The organism is Mycobacterium sp. NGS35, assembly GCF_059812855.1.
In genome coordinates this window covers 1-20,280 of record NZ_JCALDL010000015.1, presented here as the reverse complement: position 1 = coordinate 20,280, position 20,280 = coordinate 1, and the positions used below count along the sequence as shown (strand labels likewise).

Below are 20,280 nucleotides of genomic sequence, written 5' to 3'. Positions count from 1 at the left end.
GAAGATCGGTCGGCGCCGTCAGGCGCTGAGATGTTTGACCCGCGACCACAGGCCATGGCGCGGTGACGGGTCCGTCCGCGAGGCGATGATCGCCCGCACCGTGCGCCGGCAGCGGCCGCACTGGGATCCGGCGCCACAGGCCGCCGCCACCTGGCGTGACGTTGACGCGCCGCTGTCGACGGCATCGCGCACCGCCTCGGTGGTGACGCCTAGACACAGGCAGACGTACATCGTCGTGCGCGCTTCCCGTCGATGCGAGTAGGTAAGGCTACGTTAACGCACGTCGAACGGGTCCGTCCACCTTACCGAAAGACTTACGGTTACAGTCAGAACCCGAGTCCCTCGTCCGGATGGAGGCAGATGCCCGACAACAGCACCCACCGCGCTGCGCTGGTCATCGGCGGAGCCTCAGGCATCGGTTGGGCGGTCGCGAAAGGCTTGGCGGGGAACGGCTATCGCGTCACGGTCGCCGATCTCAATGCCGACGGCGCGACCGCCCGCGCCGACGAACTCGGCGCACCACACACGAGTGCCGCCGTCGACGTGACCGACGAAGACTCGGTGGCCACGCTGTTCGAGCGCACCGGGCCGATCGACGTCGTCGTCAACACCGCCGGCATCGGGGGAGTCGGCCGCATCACCGAACTGCCGGTCGAGCAGTTCCGGTCCGTGGTCGACGTCTGTCTGATCGGTGGCTTTCTGGTGATCAAGCACGCCGGAAGTCATCTGCGCGACGGCGGGTCGCTGGTGTCGCTGACGTCGTTGAACGCGCGGCTTGCCGCTCCTGGTATGAGCGCGTACTGCGCGGCGAAGGCCGGCTTGGCGATGCTGACCCAGGTGGCGGCACTGGAATTGGCGCCGCGGGGGATACGAGTCAACGCAGTCTCGCCGGGCTTCGTGGACACCCCGCTGACCGAAGGGGTGAAGCTGGTGCCCGGCACGCTCGAGGAGTACGTCGAGAACACTCCGCTCGGTCGCATCGGCACTCCGCAGGACGTGGCCGACGCCGTGCTGTTCATCGTGTCGGACAACGCCTCCTGGCTGACCGGCGAGGTGATGGACCTCAACGGCGGCGCGCACCTGAAGCGCTACCCAGATGTGTTGGCGCACCTGGACAAAATGATGTCGGCCGCGTCGGGGCCACAGTGACGGGCTTTCGCGGCAAGCAGGCCATCGTCACGGGCGGCGGCTCGGGGATCGGCGCCGCCCTGACGCGGGCCTTGGTGGCGGCCGGTGCCGACGTGCTCTGCACCGACATCGACGCGCAAGCAGCCGAACGCACGGTGTCAGAGGCGACGGGTCCGGGCAGTGCGATCTCCGCGCGCCTCGACGTCACCGACGCCGCCGCGGTACAGGCTGCCGTCGACGACGTCGTCGCGCGCACCGGCCGGCTGGACTTGATGTTCAACAACGCCGGCATCGTCTGGGGTGGCGACACCGAACTGCTCACGCTCGATCAATGGAACGCGATCATCGACGTCAACATCCGCGGCGTCGTGCACGGGGTCGCGGCGGCGTATCCGGTGATGATCCGGCAAGGACAGGGCACGATCGTCAACACCGCATCGATGGCCGGGCTGGTGCCGGCGGCCCGGCTCACCAGTTATGCCATGACCAAGCACGCCGTGGTCGGACTGTCCATGGCGCTGCGTTCAGAAGCCGCTGTGCACGGTGTCGACGTCCTCGTGATCTGTCCTGGAGCCGTGGAAACCCCGATCCTCGACAAAGGGGCTGTCGGCGACTTCGAAGGCCGCAACTTTTTTCTCACCGGCACCGGCAGGACGACGGGTTACGATCCCGACCGGCTGGCGCGCGACGTGCTGCGTGGTATCGAGCGGAAGAAAGGCATTGTCGTGGTTCCCAAACTCGCTTATGCCGGTTGGCTTTTCGTGCGGCTGTCACCGGCGCTGATGCAGCGCGCATCGCTGCGCATGATCGCGAGGCGGCGGCGGTCACGGTGAGTGTTCCGATTCCGCAACGGCCCACCGATGTGACCGCCGCGTGGCTGTCGGCGGCGCTGAGCGCCGGGGGGCAGGCGGTGCAGGTGCGCGACGTCGACGTCGCTGCGGTGGGCACGGGCCAGACCGGCGCGACGTACCGCGTGGCCGCCACCTACACCGCCAACCCTGCCGGTCTCCCTGAGACCTTCGTGATCAAGCTGCCGGTGCAGGACGAGGCCGTGCGGGGCGGCGTCACGCTCGGTTATCTCAGCGAGGTCGCGTTCTACGCCCGGGTGGCCGACAAGATGGGCGTGCCGACGCCGAAGTGCTTCTACTCCGACATCGCCGACGAGGGCGCGGAGTTCGTGCTCCTGCTCGAAGACATGTCGCCTGCGGTCCAAGGTGACCAGATCGCCGGTGCGACCGCCGACGAGGCACGGTTGGCGGTGACCGCGCTGGCCGGTTTGCACGGGCCGAGTTGGTGTGACCCGGCGTGGTTGAGCATGGCCGAGGTGGCGATGCCAATGCCGGGTGACGAGCAGGCGATCAAAGGCCTGGGCGACATCGCGAAGATGGCCGTGGACATGACGCTGGACAAGCTCGGTGCGCACCTCGATCCGGTCGACCACGAAACAGCAACGGCAGCAATGAATCTGGTGACGCCGTGGCTGATGGCGGAGCCTGACAGGTACTCGCTGATGCACGGCGACTACCGGCTGGACAACCTGCTGTTCGATCCCGACCGCAGCCGCGTCACGGTCGTCGACTGGCAGACCCTCGGCGTCGGACTACCCGCGCGGGACCTGTCGTATTTCACCGCGACCAGCCTGGTGCCCGAACTGCGGGCGCAGATCGAGCAGCAGCTCGTCGACGCGTACCACCGCGCTCTCATGAGCTACGCAGTGAGCGGTTACGACCGCGAAACCTGTTGGCGCGATTACCGATTGGGCATGCTGCAGGCTCCGCTGCTGACATGTCTGGGCTGCGCATTCGCCAGTACCACCGAGCGAGGCAACGCGATGATGGTGGTGATGCTGCAGCGTGGCTGCCAGGCCATCCGTGAGCTGCAGACGCTCGAACTGCTCGATCGGATCGCGGCTCACCGCGCCACGTAGAGCGCTGCCACATCGCCCGGCCTGACCTTCATCGCGGCGTTGCGCGGAAGTTTGTCGACGATCGTTACCGCCACCGGTACATGGTGGCTGGGCAGCTCCGCACGCACCCAGTCTTTGAGCTCGGCTTCCGGCGGTGCTGAGGCGCCTGGCCTGAGTTCGACTGCAGCGAAAGGCACTTGGCCGAGCCGCCGGTCCGGCACGCCGACCACGCAGGCGTCACGGACAGCGGGATGGTCCAGCAGCACCCGGCGCACGGTCTCGGGCAGGATCTTGAATCCGCCGCGGATGATCGCGCCGTCGCCGCGGCCGTGGATCGTGACGAAGCCGTCGGCGTCCACCGACGCGACGTCGGTGGTGCGGATCCAGTCCGGCCCGATCGCGTCGATGCAGGCCTCTAGAAACCCTTTCTCGTCCACGCCGAGTTCAACACCCGAGTCCGGGTCGACGATCCGGACGCGCACGCCGGGCAGGGGCTTGCCGACGCTGTCCCGCTTGCTGGCGCCGTACTGCCGGTACAGCTCGGGCGTCCACGCGCACGCCGATCCGGCGAATTCCGTTGCGCCGTATGCCCATAGCAGCGGTACCCCGTATCGCTGTTCGAACTCGTCACGCAAGCTGGGTTCCAACGGAGCCGAGCCGCCGGCGAGGTATTCCAGCGAGGCCAGGTCCTGTCTCGCGACGTCCGCGTCGAGCAGCATTCTGATGATCGCCGGCTGCACGCCATTGCGCCGGATGCGGTAGGTCTTGACGGCACGCACCCAATCGGTAACGGAGAACTTCTCCAGAAGTACGGTCCGCTTGCCGACGAACGGTCCGGTGAGCAGCTGGCATACCCCGATGCTGCCGAACGGCCAATACACCAGCTCGGGCGGATCGTCGGGCCGGGGATTCTGGCCGACGGTCATCGACAGCACCGTGTGATGCAGCACGTGGGTTTTCACCGGTATGCGTTTGGGCGGGCCGGTGGTGCCGCTGGTGAGAATATGGACGCCAGCTTCCGTTAGTGCCGGGTCGTACGCCGCCGCGCCGCGCCGTGGCGTGGCCAACTCGACACCGTCGAGCGACAAGACCACTGCCGCGACGCCGGTCCGGGTAACCGCTTGTGCGACAGGCTCACTCCAGTCGTCGCGATCCAGCACCACCGCGGGCAGGCGCAGCGATTCGATGTCGCGCGCGATTGATTGCGCGGACTGGTACGAGTAGATCATCACGACGGGCCGGCGTGCCGCGACGAAGCCGAGGATCGCTGCCGCGTGCGGAACGCGGTTGCGGACGACAACGCCCACAGGGTCGGCGGGCAGAACATCGGCCTTCGTCAAGGCAGCGTCGAGTGCGTCGATGTAACCGGTGAAGTGGTTGCCGGAATACCACTTTCGCGCGAACTCGATGAATGGCCGCTCGCCGTAGTCGGCCAGCCGCTGCGCAAGCACTGCGGCGAAGTCGGCCGACGCGTCCGTCATCGCTGACGCTGTGCAGCCCGAACGAGCCCGCCGCCGATGATCAAGCGCTGAATTTCACTGGTGCCCTCGTACAGCCGCAACAACCGGACGTCGCGGTAGATGCGTTCGACCGGTACTCCACGCATGTACCCGCTGCCGCCGTGGATCTGCACCGCGAGATCGGCCACCTTGCCTGCCATTTCGGTGCAGAACAGCTTCGCAGCCGACGGTGCGATCCTGCGGTCGGCGTTGGTCAGCCACAGCCGAGCGGCGTCGCGAACGAGAGCGCGTCCGGCCATCACCGCGGTCTGCTGGTCGGCGAGCATGGCTTGCACCAACTGGAATTCACCGATCGGTGTGCCCCCTTGGGTAGCGGTGGCGGCGTAGGAAATCGACTCGTCGAGCGCTCGCTGCGCGGCTCCCACCGCCAGCGCCGCGATGTGGATCCGGCCACGCGCCAGCGACGTCAGCGCCGCGCGGTAGCCGATGTCCTCGCTGCCGCCCACCAGCGCGCTATCCGGAACGCGCACATCGGTGAAGTTGACGTCGGCGGTCCAGGCGCCCTCCTGGCCCATCTTGTCGTCCTTGGCGCCCACCTCGACGCCGGCGGCGTCGGCCGGTACCAAAAACACCGCGATCCCGGCGCCCTTGTCGTCGGCGGGCCGCGTGCGGGCGAACACGACGAACAGCTGGGCCACCGGCGCGTTGGTGATGAACCGCTTCTGTCCGGAAATCACCCAATCACTGCCGTCGCGAATTGCTTTGGTGCGCAACCCCGAAGGGTTGGAACCGGCGCCGGGTTCGGTCAATGCGAACGACGCGACCACTTCACCGGAGGCGATGCCTTCCAACCAGCGCGCCTTCTGCTCGTCGGTGCCGAAGCCGACCAGCACCTGGCCCGCGATGCCGTTGTTGGTGCCGAACATCGAACGCAGCGCCAGCGATGTGTAACCCAGCTCCATCGCCAGCTCGACGTCCTGCGCGATGTCGAGTCCCAGCCCACCCCACTCCTGCGGGATCGCGTAGCCGAACAGGCCCATCTTCTTCGCCTGGTCGCGCAGGTCGTCCGGAACGCGGTTGTCGGCCATGATCTCCTGTTCCCGCGGCACGACGGCGGAGCGGACGAAGTCGCGGGTCTGCGCCAGGATGTCCTGAAAATCTTCGTCGCTGATCGCGTCAGTGGTCACGACTGCAGGCTCCTCTCGGCGCAGCGAGGCGGCAACAGCGCCGAATCATATATGAAATATGATGCTCGTCGACCAGTGGGGCGGAGCGAGGAGAGGTGGCAGGAGTGGGGTTGCTGGACGGTCAAACTGCGGTCATCACGGGCGGCGCGCAAGGTCTGGGTTTCGCGATCGCGGAGCAATTCGTCGGCGAGGGCGCCCGGGTGGTCCTCGGTGACGTCAACCTCGACGCCACGGAAGCGGCCACGCAGCGCCTGGGTGGCCATGGTGTCGCGGCCGCCGTGCAGTGTGACGTCACCCGAGCCGCCGACGTCGAAACCCTGGTGGCCGCCGCGGTGGAACGGTTCGGCGGGCTGGACATCATGGTGAACAACGCCGGGATCACCCGCGACGCAACCATGCGCAAGATGACCGAGGAGCAGTTCGACCAGGTGATCGCCGTACATCTGAAGGGCACCTGGAACGGCATGCGAAGTGCTGCGGCGATCATGCGGGAGAACAAGCGCGGCGCGATCGTCAACATGTCGTCCCTGTCGGGCAAGGTCGGCTTGGTGGGCCAGACCAACTATTCGGCCGCAAAGGCGGGCATCGTCGGGATGACGAAAGCCGCCGCGAAGGAGCTCGCTCACCTCGGTGTGCGGGTGAACGCGATCGCACCGGGGCTCATCCGGTCGGCGATGACAGAGGCGATGCCGCAACACATTTGGGATCAGAAGGTAGCCGAGGTGCCGATGGGCCGGGCCGGCGAGCCGCGTGAGGTCGCGACGGTAGCGCTGTTCTTGGCCAGCGACATGTCGTCATACATGACCGGCACGGTGCTGGAAGTGACCGGCGGAAGGTTCATGTGATGCGCGAGGCCGTGATCTGTGAGCCGGTGCGGACGCCGATCGGCCGGTACGGCGGAATGTTCAAGTCGCTCAGCGCCGTCGAGCTCGCTGTCGCCGCATTGAATGGTCTGCTCGAGCGCACCGGGATTGAACCCGACGCCGTGCAGGACGTCATCCTGGGCCACTGCTATCCGAGCAGTGAGGCACCGGCGATCGGCCGAGTCGTTGCGCTGGACGCAGGGCTGCCGGTCAGCGTGCCGGGCATGCAGATCGACCGCCGCTGCGGCTCGGGTCTGCAAGCGGTGATCCAAGCGTGCCTGCACGTGGCCTGCGGTGACCACGACGTCGTCGTCGCCGGCGGAGCCGAAAGCATGAGCAACGTCGCGTTCTATTCCACCGACATGCGCTGGGGTGGTGCGCGAACCGGAATCACCGTGCATGACGGGCTGGTTCGCGGCCGGACCACTGCCGGTGGACGCCACTACCCCGTGCCGGGAGGGATGCTCGAAACGGCCGAAAACCTACGGCGCGAGTACGGCATCTCACGCGAGGAGCAGGACGAACTTGCGGTGGCCTCGCATCAGCGGGCGGTGGCCGCACAGAAGGACGGCATCTTCGCCGAGGAGATCATTCCTGTAGCGGTCCGTAACCGCAACGGTGAGGAACTCGTCGACGCCGACGAACATCCCCGCGCCGACACGTCCATGGAGGCGTTGAGCAGGCTCAAACCTGTTCTGCTGGAACAGGATCCAGAGGCCACCGTGACCGCCGGCAACAGCAGCGGCCAGAACGATGCCGCGTCGATGTGTGTGGTCACCACACCACAGAAAGCTGACGAGTTGGGTCTCACGCCGCTGGTGCGGCTGGTGTCGTGGGGCGTCGCGGGTGTACCGCCCAACGTCATGGGCATCGGGCCGGTGCCGGCCACCGAGGTCGCACTCGCCAAAGCGGGTCTGAAGCTGGCCGACGTCGACCTCGTCGAACTCAACGAAGCGTTCGCGGCACAGGCGTTGGCCGTGATGCGGGAGTGGAAGTTCACCGCCGCAGATCGGGACCGGACCAATGTGCACGGCTCGGGGATTTCGCTCGGGCATCCGGTCGGCGCGACGGGCGGACGGATGCTGGCGACGCTGGCGCGCGAAATGAAACGGCGCGCAGTGCGTTACGGCCTGGAAACCATGTGCATCGGCGGCGGCCAAGGCCTGGCGGCGATCTTCGAACGGTGTGAGAGGTGACGTTGCCGCTGGCCGGCGTCACCGTCGTCGAAGTGTCGAGCTTCGTCGCCGCGCCGTTGTGCGGTGTGACGCTGGCGCAGCTCGGCGCTGAGGTGATTCGCGTGGATCCTATCGGCGGTGCGGCCGATTACCGCCGTTGGCCTCTCGCCGACAGCGGCACGTCGATCTACTGGACCGGCCTGAACAAGGGAAAACTTTCGGCCGCAATCGATTTGCGCAGCCCAGACGGCCAGCAGCTGGTGCAGCGGCTGATCGTCGAGGGCGACGGGATCGTCGTCACCAACGCCGCAGGCCTGGCCTGGCTGTCCTACAGCCGGCTCGCCGCCATGCGTGGTGATGTCATCGCCGTCCAGTTGCTCGGCCGGGGCGACGGCTCCACCGGCGTCGACTACACCGTCAATGCCGCGATCGGGTTCCCCTACGTCACCGGACCGGCAGACCACGCCGCGCCGATCAACCACGTGCTGCCCGCCTGGGATGTCTGCTGCGGCCTGTACGCGGCGCTTGCGGTCACTGCGGCGGTACGCCGGCGCGACCACAGCGGCGACGGCGCCGACGTCAGGATCGCGCTCGAGGACGTCGCACTCGCCGTGGGCGCAACGCTGGGCTTCCTCACCGAGCCGCAGATCACCGGTACGCAGCGGCCGCGGCTGGGCAATGCGATCTACGGCCAATACGGCCAGGACTTCACCAGCCGTGACGGCGCATCGTTCATGGTTGTGCTGTTGACGGCCAGGCACTTTCGCGACCTGGTCGAGGTGACCGGCACCGGGCCGGCGGTGTCGGCTGTGGCCGAGGCGCTCGGCGCGGACTTCACCTCGGAGGGCGACCGCTACCGCAACCGCGATGTGCTGTCGGGGTTGTTCAGGCCGTGGTTCGCCGAGCATTCGGCCGCCGAGATCACCGCCGAACTGTCGGCCACCACGGTCCTGTTCGAGCGGTACCGCACATTCGCCGACGTAGCCGCCGACGACCGGGTCGTCAACAACCCACTGTTCAGCCGCCTCGACCAGCCCGGCGTCGGCGAATACTTCGCGCCCGGCATGCCGGCGTCGTTCGACGGCCAGCACCCCGCCACCGGGCCCGCCCCCGAGCTCGGCGCGCATACCGCCGACGTGCTCGCCGAGCGCCTCGGACTGAGTTCCGACGACATCACCAGCCTCAAAGACACTGGAGCCATCGCATGACCAGACTCGCCCAGACGTTGGGCCTCACCGAGTTTCAGACCGAGATCATCGCGGCGGTAAGGCAATTCGTCGACAAGGAGGTGATTCCCAACGCAGCGCACCTGGAGCGCACCGACACCTACCCGCAGGAGATCGTCGATCAGATGCGGGAGATGGGTCTGTTCGGGCTGATGATCCCGCAGGAGTACGGCGGCCTCGGTGAATCGTTGCTGACCTACGCGCTGTGTGTCGAGGAGCTGGCCCGCGGGTGGATGAGCATCTCCGGCGTGATCAACACCCACTTCATCGTCGCGTACATGCTTCGCCAGCACGGCACCGATGCGCAAAAGCAGCGCTTCCTGCCGCGCATGGCGACTGGTGAAGCGCGCGGCGCGTTCTCGATGTCCGAGCCGGAGCTGGGCAGCGACGTCGCGGCGATCCGCACGAGGGCCAAACGGAACCCCGACGGCAACTACACCATCGACGGCCAGAAGATGTGGCTGACCAACGGCGGCAGCTCGACGTTGGTCGCGGTGCTGGTGCGCACCGACGAAGGGGCGGACAAGCCGCACCGCAACCTGACCGCGTTCCTGGTCGAAAAGCCGGTCGGCTTCGGCGAAGTGCTCCCCGGGCTGGTGATCCCGGGCAAGATCGACAAGCTCGGGTACAAGGGCATCGACACCACGGAACTGATCTTCGACGGCTACGCCGCCAGCGCCGACGACGTCCTCGGCGGCACGCCCGGCCGCGGATTCTTCCAGATGATGGACGGCATCGAGGTCGGCCGCGTCAACGTGTCCGCGCGGGCGTGCGGGGTCGGTCTGCGGGCGTTCGAACTGGCGGTCCGGTATGCGCAGCAGCGCTCGACGTTCGGCAAGCCGATCGCCGAGCACCAGGCGATCGCGTTCCAGCTCGCCGAGATGGCGACGAAAGTCGAAGCGGCACATTTGATGATGGTGAACGCGGCGCGACTGAAAGACTCCGGTGAACGCAACGACCTGGCGGCCGGCATGGCCAAATATCTGGCGAGCGAATACTGCTCGGAGGTCACCCAGCAGAGTTTCCGCATCCACGGCGGCTACGGGTACTCCAAGGAGTACGAGATCGAGCGGCTGATGCGCGACGCGCCGTTTTTGCTCATCGGGGAGGGCACCAGCGAGATCCAGAAGCAAATCATCAGCAAACGGCTACTCGACGAATACCGGATATGAGTGCGCCGGAGTTCGTTGCGCGTCGGCAGTTGTCGCGCGATGTCGCACGGTACGTCCGGCGGCGCATCTTTCAAGGCGGCTACCGCGCCGGGGAGTACGTCCGTTTGGAGCAGTTGGCTGCCGAGTTGGGGGTGAGCGTCACGCCGGTGCGCGAGGCGCTGCTGGAACTGCGTGCAGAGGGCCTGCTGGTGCAGCAGCCACACCGCGGTTTCATGGTGGTGCCGGTGACCGGACGCGACATCGCCGACGTCGCAAGCCTTCAGGCGCACGTCGGAGGGGAATTGGCAGCGCGGGCGGCTACCAACATCACCGACGAGCAGCTGGTGGCGCTCAAAGACCTGCAGACTCGGCTGGAACAAGCCTATGAACAGCAGGACCACGAGCGCGCCGTGCGGCTGAACCACGAATTCCACCGTGCGATCAACGTGGCGGCCGATTCCCCGAAGCTCGCACAGCTGATGGGCCAGATCACCAGGTACGCCCCTGAAGCGGTGTTTCCCACCGTCGAAGGCTGGCCGGCCCAATCGGTCGATGACCACCGGCGCGTGCTTGCCGCGCTCGAGCAGCGCGAACCGGAGCGTGCCCGCGCGGCGATGGCCGAGCACTTCATCGCCGGGGTGGCGCCGCTGGTGGAACACTTGATGGCGCACGGCGTGGTCAGCCCCTGATTCATGCGCCTGCTGTGTCGTTGATACCCGGTTTTGCGCCGAAACCGTGTCTTGGCTACACACTCGACGCGGCCAGCAGGCTGCGCAGGGCAGCGACATCGACCTTTCCGGTGGCCCCGCGGGGAATCGCGTCGTCGCTGTCGAGCAGCAACCACACGGTCGGAATTTTGAACGCACTCAACAGCTTCCGGGCGGCTGACCTCAGCTGGCCCACATCTGTTGCCGTGGTGTCGCACACGACCACGGCGCCGACCTCCTCACCACGCGGGCCGCTGACGTTCGTGACGAACGCCTTACGCACCCCGGTGATCGACTGCAGCGCCTCCTGCACTTCGCTGGGGTAAACGCTCGCGCCGGAGACTTTGAACATGTCGTCGGACCGGCCGTGGTAGAACATGAACCCGTCCTCGTCGAGGCGGCCCAGATCGCCTGTGCCGTAATATCCGTCGGCCGTGAAGACGTCCTCGCGGCTACGGCGGTAGATGCCACGCATCGTGTTCGGCCCGCGGATCTGGATCTCGCCGACAGCGCCGGCTGGGACCGGCGCACCTGTTCCGGGGTCGACGACGCGGACCTGAACTCCCGCGAACGGCTTGCCGCAGCTGCCCCAGGCGGACCGCGGCATGTCGGTGTCGGCGCGGTAGCCGCAGTACGGCCCGAATGCCTCGGTCATGCCGAACAACTTCGCCCGCGCTCCGGGATGGGCTCGATGGGCGGGCGGCAGCAACGCTTCGAGGCTACCCGGACGCAGCGAGGAGAGGTCCGCGCCAAGCGACACCGCGTGTCGCGCAAGCGCTTCAGCCTGCTCGGGCCAGCCGCGAAACAGCGTGACTCGCTCTCGCTCGAGCAGCCGCAGAGTGCTGAGCGGTTCAGGAATCGCCTCGGTGACCAGAGTCGCGCCCGCGCTCAGCGCGGACAGGATGCCACCGCCGAAGCCCCCGACCCAAAAGAACGGCATCGGCAGGTACAGCCGGGTAGTGGCATCGATGCAGCGGGCGTCGAGACCGGATCGCACGGCCGCCAACGCGTTGCCATGGGAGTGGACGACTCCCTTCGGCGGACCGCTGCTGCCGGAGGTGAACATGACCGCCAACGGATCGCTGGGAGTCACCGCCGCCGTCAGTCCGTCGACGATCCGCATGGTCACGTGTCCTGAAGTCGGCAGGCTGTCGGTATCCCGAACACGCTGCAGGGCAGGCAGTGTCGGATTGCCGGCCAGACGCGGCCCGATCTCCGCACGCAACTCGTCGAGGTAGCGGTGACCACGGAACTCCTTGACGCTGATCAATTGCTGCACTGAAGCCTTCTGTAGCTGGGCTGTCAGCTCCCGCGCCTGCAGCAGTGTGCTCAACGGCACCAGCACCGCACCGATGCGCGTCAACGCCACCGCGATCTGCACCCAGCGCACGCCGTTCGGCATGATAAGCCCTACCCGCGTGCCCTTTGCCACACCTGTTTCGACGAACGCGGCAGCCATCTCGCGCGTCGTTACCTCCAGTTCGGCGTAGCTGATCCGGGTCGTGGTATCGACCACCGCGGTGGCGCAGGGCGTTTCGGCCGCGCGACTCCGCACCAGGGCGTCGAGGGTGTCGTCAGGCATCGAACATCTCTACCAGTCTGCGGGTGTCGACCTTGCCGTTGGCCAGGACCGGTAGCTCCGATGGCGGCACCGCGACGATTCGGGTAGGGATCTTGTACGGCGAAAGTTCGGATTTCAACGCGTTACGCAATGCCGGCGCGTCGAAGTCGTCGGGGTCGGCGACCACCACCACAGCCGCGACCGCCTGGCCCCGCTGAGCATCGGGGATTCCGACCACATAGGCGGTGGCCCCGGTGAGCTCGGCGATCGCCCTCTCGACTTCCGCCGGAGCCACATTCGCCCCGGAAGTCTTGATCATCGCGCCGCGGCGGCCGACGAAGTAGTAGAAGCCTTCGTCATCGACACGCACGAGGTCGCCAGTGTGGAACCACCCGTCGGCGTCGAAGCAGTCCTCGCGGCTGAGTTTGTAGTAGCGCTGCATCACATAGGGGCCGCGGATGCACAGCTCGCCCATCTCACCCGGCCGCACATCGACTGATGAGTCGGGATCTATGACCTTGACGTCGAAGCCGGGCGCGGGCTTGCCGAACGAACCGCGCCGATGTTCCGGCTGTTCACCCTCGTCCCCACTGATCAGCACCACGCTGCCCGCTTCGGTCAGGCCCAGCATGTTGTGGCGCAGTTCGGGATCGGCCGGACGCACCTCAGGCGCCATGATCGGGTACAGGTTGCCGCGTCGCATCGACGAGAGGTCGCGAGAGGCGAAGCTCGGGTGGCGCGCCAGGTGCTGTACGGTAGCCGCGAATCCATTTGCCATTGTGGGCTTCTCGGCTTGGAGAAGATCAAGTGTCTCGCCGGCGTCGACGGCATTCGAGCACACCAGAGTCGATCCGGCGACCAGCGTGGCCAGCAGCCCGAATGCGAACCCGCCGATCCAGAAGAACGGCGAGTTGCAGAACAGCCGGTCGACTGCGGTCAGTCCGCGAATGCGGTTGAGGTTGCGTTGGTGTCCCAGCAGTGCGGCGTGGGTGTGCATGACGCCTTTGGGGCTGGCGGTCGAGCCGGAGGTGTAGACGATCGCCAGTGTGTCGCAGCCGTCGACGTCGCGTTCGGTCGCCGAGAGCAGTGACTCGGTGACGGCGCCGGCAGACCCGATCAGGTGTTCGCAGGTGACGCCGACGTGCCGCAACAGAGGTACGGCGCCGAGGAAAAGCCTTCGGGCTGAATCGAACTCGATCTGCGGCGCTACGTCGGACAGCCGCTGGCGGTAATCGTGCGCGCGGAATGACGCGGTGGCGAGCAGGAATTCGACGTCGCTGTGACGCAGCTGCTGCTGGATCTCACGGCCGGTCGCCATGGTGGAGAACGGCACCACGACGGCGCCGATGCGCGCCGCGGCGAGCATGGCGACGACGAACGACACACCGTTCGGGTAGAGCAGCCCGACGTGGGTGCCCTTGCCGGCGCCGAGCGCGATCAACCCGCGGGCGAGCAGTGCCGAGCGTTGGTCTGCCTCTGCGTAGGTGATTCGCTCGTCGTCGCACACCAGAAGCAGGTGGTCGCCTCGGTCGCGTGACCGTACGGTCAGCACCTGGCCGACGGTCACCGAACTATCGGACATGCTCGCTGGCGAAGTACCGCCGAACCGCGCCGAGGTCGGGCTTGCCCGACGCAGTGCGCGGGATCGCATCGACGATCACGACTGCGGTCGGAATCTCGTACGGCGCCAGGCGATCACGCAGGAATCCGACCAGCTCGTCCATGTCGGCCGAGCAACCGCGTCTCAGTTCCACCATGGCGACCGGCGTCTCGCCGAGACGCTCGTCTGGTCGTCCGATGACGGCAGCACTGTGCACTGCCGGGTGTTGTTCCAGAGCAGCACGCACGGCGTCGGGAATGATCTTGAAACCGCCGCGGATGATCGCCTGGTCTGCGCGGCCGAGGACCCAGAGGAAGCCGTCGGAGTCGACGCGGGCGATGTCGGTGGTCCGGATCCACCCGGCGTCCGGTCCGAGCTGACCGGGTTTGACTTCCAACAGCCCAGCCTCGCCCGCCGGCAGTGGCGTGCCCGTCTCGTCGACCACACGCAGTTGTGCACCGAGCATGGCCCGGCCGGCGCTGCCGCGCTTGGCGGGCCAATATTCCTGATAGTCGGCGAGGGACCAGCCGGCCACGCCGCCGCCGAATTCGGTTGCCGCATAGGAAGTGAGCACCGGGATGCCGAACTTCTCCGTGAACGCGTCGGCATCGTCTGCGGACAGCGGCGCGGTGCCGGAGGTGACAGCGCGAATACCGGCCAGATCGTCACGGGTGAGGTCGGAGTGCAGCACCGTTCGCAGCGCTGCAGGAACCAGTGACACGGTCGCGGGGCGATGGGTGCGCACCGCCTGCGCCCAGCGGTGCAACTCGAAACGCTCCAGCAGCACGAACGACCTCGCCTCGGCGACACATTGCAGCACCCGGAACACGCCGCCGATATGCACCAGAGGCGAGTTCACGATCGCCACCCGACGCTGCAGCCCGGTTACCGGGGTCGGCCCCATGACGCTGTGCGCCAGCATGTCGTAGGTGAGGTCGATTCGCTTGGGCGGCCCCGTTGTTCCGCTGGTCAGCATCCGAACGGCGACACCGGCACGCCGAGCATCGAATCCAGCAACAGAGCGGGAAGCTCTGATGCGCGGCTCCTCGTCCACGGCACCGATCGCCACTGTCGTGGCGTCGGTGGTGACCTTCGCCAAGTTGGCGGCTTCACCGACGAGCAATGGCACGGCAAGGTCGGCGACATCTGCTCTGAGTCGGTCGTCGCCGCGGGAGGGGTTGACCACCACCACGCACCCGCCCCTCGACAACACACCGAGCAAGGCCGCCACATGCGCCGGCCGGTTGCGCAGCATCATCCCGATCTGCATGCCGGCGTCGGCGAGCTCAGCCAGCCGCCGAGCCGCGTCGCGAATCTCGCCCCACGAAACCCACTGCCCGTCGAACTCGATCGCGGGCGCCTGCGGATCGAGGTCGAGTACGTCGGCGATGCGGCGGCTGAGCCGGTGACCGCTCACCGGATCCTCGGTTCAGTCGGTGGGGGTGTAGTGTCCGCCAGCTCAGCCTTCCCAAGCGGGTTGCCGAGCCGGGTGTAGATCAGTCCCTGCTCCAGCGCCGCCCGGTACGGCTTGTCCAGAGACTCCCAGATCGCCTTGACCGTGCCCTGGGTCGCCGAAGGCGGCTTGGCGGCGATCGTCGCGGCGATCGCGTGTGCACGCTCCCAAAGCACTTCGGCGGCAACGACTTCCGACACCAGGCCGATCCGCAACGCGGTCTGCGCGCTGACGCGTTCGTCATTGCCCATCAAAGCCATTCGCAATGTCTCGCCCAGGCCGACGCGCCTCATCAACCCGATCGGCTCCAGCGCACAAACCAGTCCGGCGCTCACATGCGAATCGAAGAACGTGGCATCCGAGGAGCAGATGACGACGTCGGACTCGTTGACGAAGTAGAACGCGCCCGCCGTGCACATCCCTTGCACGGCGCACACCACCGGCTTCCACATCTTCTGCCATTTCGGGCTCAGCGGTTCCCCGGGATCTTCGTGATGCCAGACGCTGGCCGGCTGCCCATACGGTGTCTTGACGTCCAGCCCGGCACTGAACGCCCGGCCACCCGCGGCGCGCAGCACCACCGCATTGACCGAGTCGTCGTGCTTGACCAGTTGCCACGCCTTGGCCATCTCCTCACACATCAACCGGTTGAACGCATTCAACGACTGGGGACGGTTCAGCGTGATCGTCGCGACCCGATCGGAGGTGTCGACGTCGAGCAGGATGGTCTCGAAGGTCATCGGCACTGCCAATTGGGTTGGCGCTTTTCGACGAACGCCTTGGGTCCCTCGATCGAGTCTTGAGTGTGCAGGTTGCGTTCGCGGAACGATTCGGCGAGCATCTCGGCCTCGTGCAGCGGAAGGTCCAGCCCTTTCAAGATGGCTAGCCTGGTGCCGCGAACTGCCAGCGGCGCATTGGAATTCACGATGTCGGCAATCTCGTGGGCCCGTTCCAGCAGGCGGTCGTGCTCGACGATCTCGGAGATCATGCCGAGTTCACAGGCCCGCTGCGCGCTCATCCGCTCGTGCTTGCCCGTCAACGCCATGCGCAATGCGACCGACCGGGGCAGCACGCGGGCCAGCCGCACCATCTCCCGTGCGGCGACCAGTCCGATGCTGACGTGCGGGTCGAAGAACGTCGCCTTCTCTGATGCGATCACGATGTCGCCGGTGGTCACCCAGTCCAGGCCTGCCCCGCAGCACAGCCCGTTGATGGCCGCCAGCACCGGCTTGGCCATGGTCCGAAACGGTGGGGTGCCTTCCTGCGGGGCCTCCCACTGCTCGTAAGTGGACAGGTAGGACCGTTCGTTGACCACCTTGCCGTCGCCCGGGATGGCCTTCACGTCTGCGCCGGTGCAGAAGGCCCGGCCGGTGCCCGTGACGATCAGCAGCCAGATGTGGTCGTCGTTTTCGGCTTCGTGATAGGCGGAGCGCAACTCTGTGATCATGTGTGGGCTCAGCGCGTTGAGCGCGTCGGGCCGGTTCAGCGTGATGGTGGCGGTGTGCCCGTCGACTTCGTATCTGATGGTGTCGAACAACGACATCGAGTTCCCTTCGGGTCAGCGGCCTTGGAAGTCCGGCTCGCGCCGTTGCCGAAACGCCGTCAGGCCCTCTTTGAAATCAGCTGTGCGGCAAGATATTTCGAGGTTATACAACTCTCGGTTCATCGCTTGGCTCAGTGTCGCGTGCTGGCTGTCCTGAATCGCTTGCTTCGCCAGCCCGATGGCGACGGTCGGTCCACTGGCCAGACGCGCTACCAGGTTGTCGGCGGCTAAGTCGAGTTCGGACTCGTCGACACAGCGGTAGATCAATCCCCAGTTCTCGGCGTCGACGGCGGAAACCTTGTCGCCGAGCAGCAGCATCTGTCTGGCCCGGGTCAGCCCGACCAGTCGGGGCAGCAGCCAGGTGGCTCCGGAATCGGGGGTGAATCCGCGTGCGACGAACGGTTCCCAGAACACGGCGGAGGTGGAGGCGACGGTGAAGTCGGCGGCGAGCGCGAGGTTGCAGCCCAGGCCCACGGCATAGCCGCGCACACTGCAGACCACTGGCAATTGAATGCTGTGGACGAGTTCGACCACGCGGTGCGCGGTGTGAGGGATGCGACGGACCAGATCGCCCGTGCGCGGCCGCCCGCCCTGGTTGGTGGCGACCCAGTCGGCGCCGGCGCAGAAGTCGGCGCCCTCGCCGGTGACGTGGACCGCGCGCAGCGAATCGTCGGTGGCGGCCTGCGTCAGCGTGCCGACGAGCGTGTCGATCATGCTGCGACTCAAGGCATTACGGCTGGCAGGGCGGTGCAGCGTCAGCCGCAGCACCGCACCGTCGCGCTGCGTGGTCACCGAACCCTCGGAGCCGGTGCTCGCAGCGTCGTCACTCACCGGAGGACCGCCCTTTCCATAGCGATACGGTTGCCCATACAGTAGGGTACTTCAGCACTATCGTGTAAAAGTTAGCAAGGAAAGGCCTTCAGTGGAATGGCCGACGACGATCGCCGGTTCGGTGAGCTTCCCTTGGCGCAGACGGTCGCCGCCGCGGCCGCCATTCGCCGGCTCACCGGGCTGCTGCTGTCGCTGGAGCACGAGCACCCGACTGTGCAGGCCATGCTGAGCCAATTCGCGGCTTGGGAGCGCGAGCTCGAGTCAGCAGTCCCACCCGACAGCACGCCGCGGCTCCGCTCCGACACTGCGCCGTCGGGCCGCGTCTACCTCGGCCATGCGTTCGACATCGGTGCATACAACCCCTGTTTTCCCGAATACCGCTTCGATGACCTCGACAGCCGGACCGCGTCGGGAACGGTGACGTTCCCGGTGGTCTACGAGGGGCCGCCGGGGCTGGTCCACGGCGGATTCCTCGCAGTGTTCTTCGATTGCGTTACCCAGCACCAGAATTGCGCCGCTGCGCTGTCGGGCCGCACCCGCTCACTCACGGTGACGTTCCGCCGGCCCACACCGATTCTCACCGAGTTGCGGTTCGACATCACCCGGTCGGAGGTCGACAGCTCGGTCACGTCGACCGCCCGACTATTGCTCGACGACGAGGTGCTGTGCACCGGTGAGATCGCGGCGGTGGCGCTGCCACCCGAGAAGCTATCGGGATCTCGGCTCGGCCGGCGGGGGGAGATTCGATGAGGCCACAGCTGCAACGCATCCGCCAACCGCGAGTGGCGGAGATCGTGGCGTCGCGGTTGCGCGACGACATCTTGTCGGGGCGCCTCAAGGAAGGCGACGTGCTGCCCTCGCAGGAGACGCTCTTTCACGAGTTCGGCGTCAGTCCGCCGGCGCTGCGGGAGGCCATCCACATCCTCGAATCCGACGGCTTGATCTCGGTGCGCCGCGGCAACGTGGGGGGTGCGGTGGTGCATCTGCCCTCCGCCGAGCGGACCGCTCACATGATCGGCATGGTGCTGCAGTCGCGTGCAGCCACCCCGGCCGATGTCAGCGAAGCCTTGCTGCATCTGGAGCCGATCTGCGCGGGGATGTGCGCGGCACGCGCTGACCGCATGACCGAAGTGGTGCCGCATCTTGAAGCTGAGGTTCGCCGGCAGGCAGCAGAATTCGACGATGCCGCGCAGTTCGTCCCGAACGCGCGCAGCTTCCACGAAGCGATCGTCGCTCGATGCGGCAACGAGCCGATGATCCTGTTGATCGGTTCGCTGGAGCTCATCTGGTCTGCCCACGAGTCGGCGGTGTGGAGCGACGACGGGCACGGCGGTGCGCCGGCGGACGCCGCGGCGGCCCGCAGGACGAGGCGCGCAGCGCTGCGCGACCATCAGCTGCTGCTCGAGGCGATCCGCGACGGCAACCAGGCTCGGGCCATTCGCATCGCGCAGGCGCATCTGGCGGCGGCCCGGCGCACCACGCTTGCCTTCGGCAGCGATAAAACCATTGACGCCAGACGGATCTCGAGCAATGGCCAGCCATAGCAGCGGGCAAGAGGAAGGAGTCCGGCGGATGACTTCATCGGACGACGATCGCGTCCTGTTCGACGTCGATCGGGACAAGCGCATCGCCACGATCACGCTGAACAATCCGAAGCAGCGCAATGCCTACGACGCCACGATGCGCGACGCGATGGCCCGCTGCCTGGACGCGGTCGCCGACGACGACGACGTCACGGTGGCGGTGCTGCGCGGCGCGGACGGAGTCTTTTCGGCCGGGGCGGACATGAACAACGCATACGGCTGGTACGGGCGAAGTTCCGAACCGGCCAAGGGCCGTCCCAGCCAGCGCCGCCGACTTGCCGTGGACCGCAAGTCTTTTGGCTTCTACCACAACCTGATGGGCTTTCCGAAGGTCACGGTGGGGGAGATCAGCGGCTGCGCGTTGGGCGGCGGTTTCGAAATGGCGCTGATGACCGATATCTCGGTGGTCGCCCGCGACACCAAGATCGGCATGCCGGCCACCCGCTTCCTCGGGCCCGCGCTGGGCAGCCTGCACATGTTCTTCCACCGCCTCGGCCCGGTGCTGGCGAGGCGTCTGCTGCTCACCGGCGACATTGTCGAGGCCGGCACGGTGGAACATCTCGGGGTCTTCACCGAGACCTGCGACGCAAAGCGCGTCGGGGCGCGCGCCCGGTACTGGGCCGAGAAGGCTGCGAAGATGCCGGCCGACGGGGTCGTGATCGCCAAGGAGGCTTTCCGGCTGGTCGAGCAGAGCCAGGCCTACCAGGGGGAAGAAGTGGCCAGTTACCTGTTCCACGCGTTCGGCACCAACCTGCAATTCGCCCCGGGCGAATTCAACTTCGTCAAGACCCGCGCCGAGGTGGGCACCAAAGAGGCGTTCCGCCGCCGCGACGAGTATTTCCACGTCCCGGAGCCGTGACCAGGCCGGCGCGCTTCGTCGAACGTGAGTCCACTGCGAAATTCCGG

Annotated in this window: 20 protein-coding genes; 11 read left to right on the top strand and 9 right to left on the bottom strand. The window is 66.8% G+C overall.

Annotation, left to right across the window (positions count from 1 at the left end; genetic code table 11):
• Positions 1-18: 18 nt before the first annotated feature.
• The gene (locus AC5Y4C_RS19685) at positions 19-231 is read right to left on the bottom strand and encodes a (2Fe-2S)-binding protein (protein ID WP_499909511.1); all 213 of its coding nucleotides are present in this window, start codon (positions 229-231) and stop codon (positions 19-21) included.
• Between the two features lie 129 nt (positions 232-360).
• On the opposite strand from AC5Y4C_RS19685, the gene AC5Y4C_RS19680 reads away from it, so the two are divergent.
• The 3 genes from AC5Y4C_RS19680 to AC5Y4C_RS19670 are packed head-to-tail and all read left to right on the top strand — an operon-like array spanning position 361 to position 3,055.
• A complete protein-coding gene (locus tag AC5Y4C_RS19680; RefSeq protein WP_499964720.1) occupies positions 361-1,149 on the top strand; it encodes an SDR family NAD(P)-dependent oxidoreductase in 789 nt (262 codons plus the stop codon).
• Positions 1,146-1,961, top strand: coding sequence for an SDR family NAD(P)-dependent oxidoreductase (locus tag AC5Y4C_RS19675; protein WP_499964722.1), 816 nt, complete (start codon positions 1,146-1,148; stop codon positions 1,959-1,961). The genes AC5Y4C_RS19680 and AC5Y4C_RS19675 overlap by 4 nt, the downstream gene beginning before the upstream one ends.
• Positions 1,958-3,055, top strand: coding sequence for a phosphotransferase family protein (locus tag AC5Y4C_RS19670; RefSeq protein WP_499964723.1), 1,098 nt, complete (start codon positions 1,958-1,960; stop codon positions 3,053-3,055). The genes AC5Y4C_RS19675 and AC5Y4C_RS19670 overlap by 4 nt, the downstream gene beginning before the upstream one ends.
• Here the strand turns inward: AC5Y4C_RS19670 and AC5Y4C_RS19665 are convergent.
• The gene (locus tag AC5Y4C_RS19665; RefSeq protein ID WP_500008518.1) at positions 3,040-4,515 is read right to left on the bottom strand and encodes a class I adenylate-forming enzyme family protein; all 1,476 of its coding nucleotides are present in this window, start codon (positions 4,513-4,515) and stop codon (positions 3,040-3,042) included. The genes AC5Y4C_RS19670 and AC5Y4C_RS19665 overlap by 16 nt on opposite strands.
• Positions 4,512-5,681, bottom strand: coding sequence for an acyl-CoA dehydrogenase family protein (locus AC5Y4C_RS19660; RefSeq protein ID WP_499964726.1), 1,170 nt, complete (start codon positions 5,679-5,681; stop codon positions 4,512-4,514). The genes AC5Y4C_RS19665 and AC5Y4C_RS19660 overlap by 4 nt, the downstream gene beginning before the upstream one ends.
• Before the next feature lie 95 nt (positions 5,682-5,776).
• Here AC5Y4C_RS19660 and fabG point away from each other — a divergent pair, with 95 nt between their 5' ends.
• The 5 genes from fabG to AC5Y4C_RS19635 are packed head-to-tail and all read left to right on the top strand — an operon-like array spanning position 5,777 to position 10,785.
• Positions 5,777-6,526 (top strand): 3-oxoacyl-ACP reductase FabG, encoded by a 750-nt coding sequence (fabG, locus tag AC5Y4C_RS19655; RefSeq protein ID WP_499964728.1) that lies wholly within the window; start codon positions 5,777-5,779, stop codon positions 6,524-6,526.
• Positions 6,526-7,740 (top strand): acetyl-CoA C-acetyltransferase, encoded by a 1,215-nt coding sequence (locus tag AC5Y4C_RS19650; RefSeq protein ID WP_499964730.1) that lies wholly within the window; start codon positions 6,526-6,528, stop codon positions 7,738-7,740. The genes fabG and AC5Y4C_RS19650 overlap by 1 nt, the downstream gene beginning before the upstream one ends.
• The gene (locus tag AC5Y4C_RS19645; RefSeq protein WP_499964732.1) at positions 7,737-8,927 is read left to right on the top strand and encodes a CoA transferase; all 1,191 of its coding nucleotides are present in this window, start codon (positions 7,737-7,739) and stop codon (positions 8,925-8,927) included. Before AC5Y4C_RS19650 ends, AC5Y4C_RS19645 begins: the two co-directional genes overlap by 4 nt.
• On the top strand, positions 8,924-10,117 hold the full coding sequence (locus AC5Y4C_RS19640) for an acyl-CoA dehydrogenase family protein (protein ID WP_499964734.1): 1,194 nt from the start codon (positions 8,924-8,926) through the stop codon (positions 10,115-10,117). Before AC5Y4C_RS19645 ends, AC5Y4C_RS19640 begins: the two co-directional genes overlap by 4 nt.
• A complete protein-coding gene (locus tag AC5Y4C_RS19635; protein WP_499909531.1) occupies positions 10,114-10,785 on the top strand; it encodes a GntR family transcriptional regulator in 672 nt (223 codons plus the stop codon). Before AC5Y4C_RS19640 ends, AC5Y4C_RS19635 begins: the two co-directional genes overlap by 4 nt.
• Positions 10,786-10,840: 55 nt before the next feature.
• On the opposite strand, the gene AC5Y4C_RS19630 is transcribed toward AC5Y4C_RS19635, so the two are convergent.
• From AC5Y4C_RS19630 to AC5Y4C_RS19605, 6 genes are read right to left on the bottom strand one after another with little or no spacing between them, the layout of a single operon-like run.
• Positions 10,841-12,385 (bottom strand): class I adenylate-forming enzyme family protein, encoded by a 1,545-nt coding sequence (locus AC5Y4C_RS19630; RefSeq protein ID WP_499964736.1) that lies wholly within the window; start codon positions 12,383-12,385, stop codon positions 10,841-10,843.
• Complete coding sequence (locus AC5Y4C_RS19625; RefSeq protein WP_499964738.1) at positions 12,378-13,946, bottom strand: class I adenylate-forming enzyme family protein; 1,569 nt, start codon at positions 13,944-13,946, stop codon at positions 12,378-12,380. The genes AC5Y4C_RS19630 and AC5Y4C_RS19625 overlap by 8 nt, the downstream gene beginning before the upstream one ends.
• A complete protein-coding gene (locus AC5Y4C_RS19620; protein WP_499964740.1) occupies positions 13,936-15,381 on the bottom strand; it encodes a class I adenylate-forming enzyme family protein in 1,446 nt (481 codons plus the stop codon). Before AC5Y4C_RS19620 ends, AC5Y4C_RS19625 begins: the two co-directional genes overlap by 11 nt.
• Positions 15,378-16,157, bottom strand: coding sequence for an enoyl-CoA hydratase/isomerase family protein (locus tag AC5Y4C_RS19615; protein ID WP_499909538.1), 780 nt, complete (start codon positions 16,155-16,157; stop codon positions 15,378-15,380). Before AC5Y4C_RS19615 ends, AC5Y4C_RS19620 begins: the two co-directional genes overlap by 4 nt.
• Positions 16,154-16,960, bottom strand: coding sequence for an enoyl-CoA hydratase/isomerase family protein (locus AC5Y4C_RS19610; RefSeq protein ID WP_499964742.1), 807 nt, complete (start codon positions 16,958-16,960; stop codon positions 16,154-16,156). Before AC5Y4C_RS19610 ends, AC5Y4C_RS19615 begins: the two co-directional genes overlap by 4 nt.
• A gap of 15 nt (positions 16,961-16,975) precedes the next feature.
• Positions 16,976-17,791: an enoyl-CoA hydratase/isomerase family protein gene (locus AC5Y4C_RS19605; protein WP_499909542.1), complete on the bottom strand. Its 816-nt coding sequence runs from the start codon at positions 17,789-17,791 to the stop codon at positions 16,976-16,978.
• Between the two features lie 96 nt (positions 17,792-17,887).
• Between AC5Y4C_RS19605 and AC5Y4C_RS19600 the strand changes: the two genes are divergently transcribed.
• Genes AC5Y4C_RS19600 through AC5Y4C_RS19590 form a run of 3 tightly spaced genes read left to right on the top strand, consistent with a single transcriptional unit; the run spans position 17,888 to position 20,233 of the window.
• A complete protein-coding gene (locus tag AC5Y4C_RS19600) occupies positions 17,888-18,541 on the top strand; it encodes a hotdog family protein (RefSeq protein WP_499964744.1) in 654 nt (217 codons plus the stop codon).
• Positions 18,538-19,335 (top strand): FadR/GntR family transcriptional regulator, encoded by a 798-nt coding sequence (locus AC5Y4C_RS19595; protein WP_499909546.1) that lies wholly within the window; start codon positions 18,538-18,540, stop codon positions 19,333-19,335. Before AC5Y4C_RS19600 ends, AC5Y4C_RS19595 begins: the two co-directional genes overlap by 4 nt.
• A 28-nt stretch (positions 19,336-19,363) precedes the next feature.
• Positions 19,364-20,233, top strand: a complete 870-nt coding sequence (locus AC5Y4C_RS19590) for an enoyl-CoA hydratase/isomerase family protein (RefSeq protein ID WP_499964745.1) — start codon at positions 19,364-19,366, stop codon at positions 20,231-20,233.
• Positions 20,234-20,280: the final 47 nt, after the last annotated feature.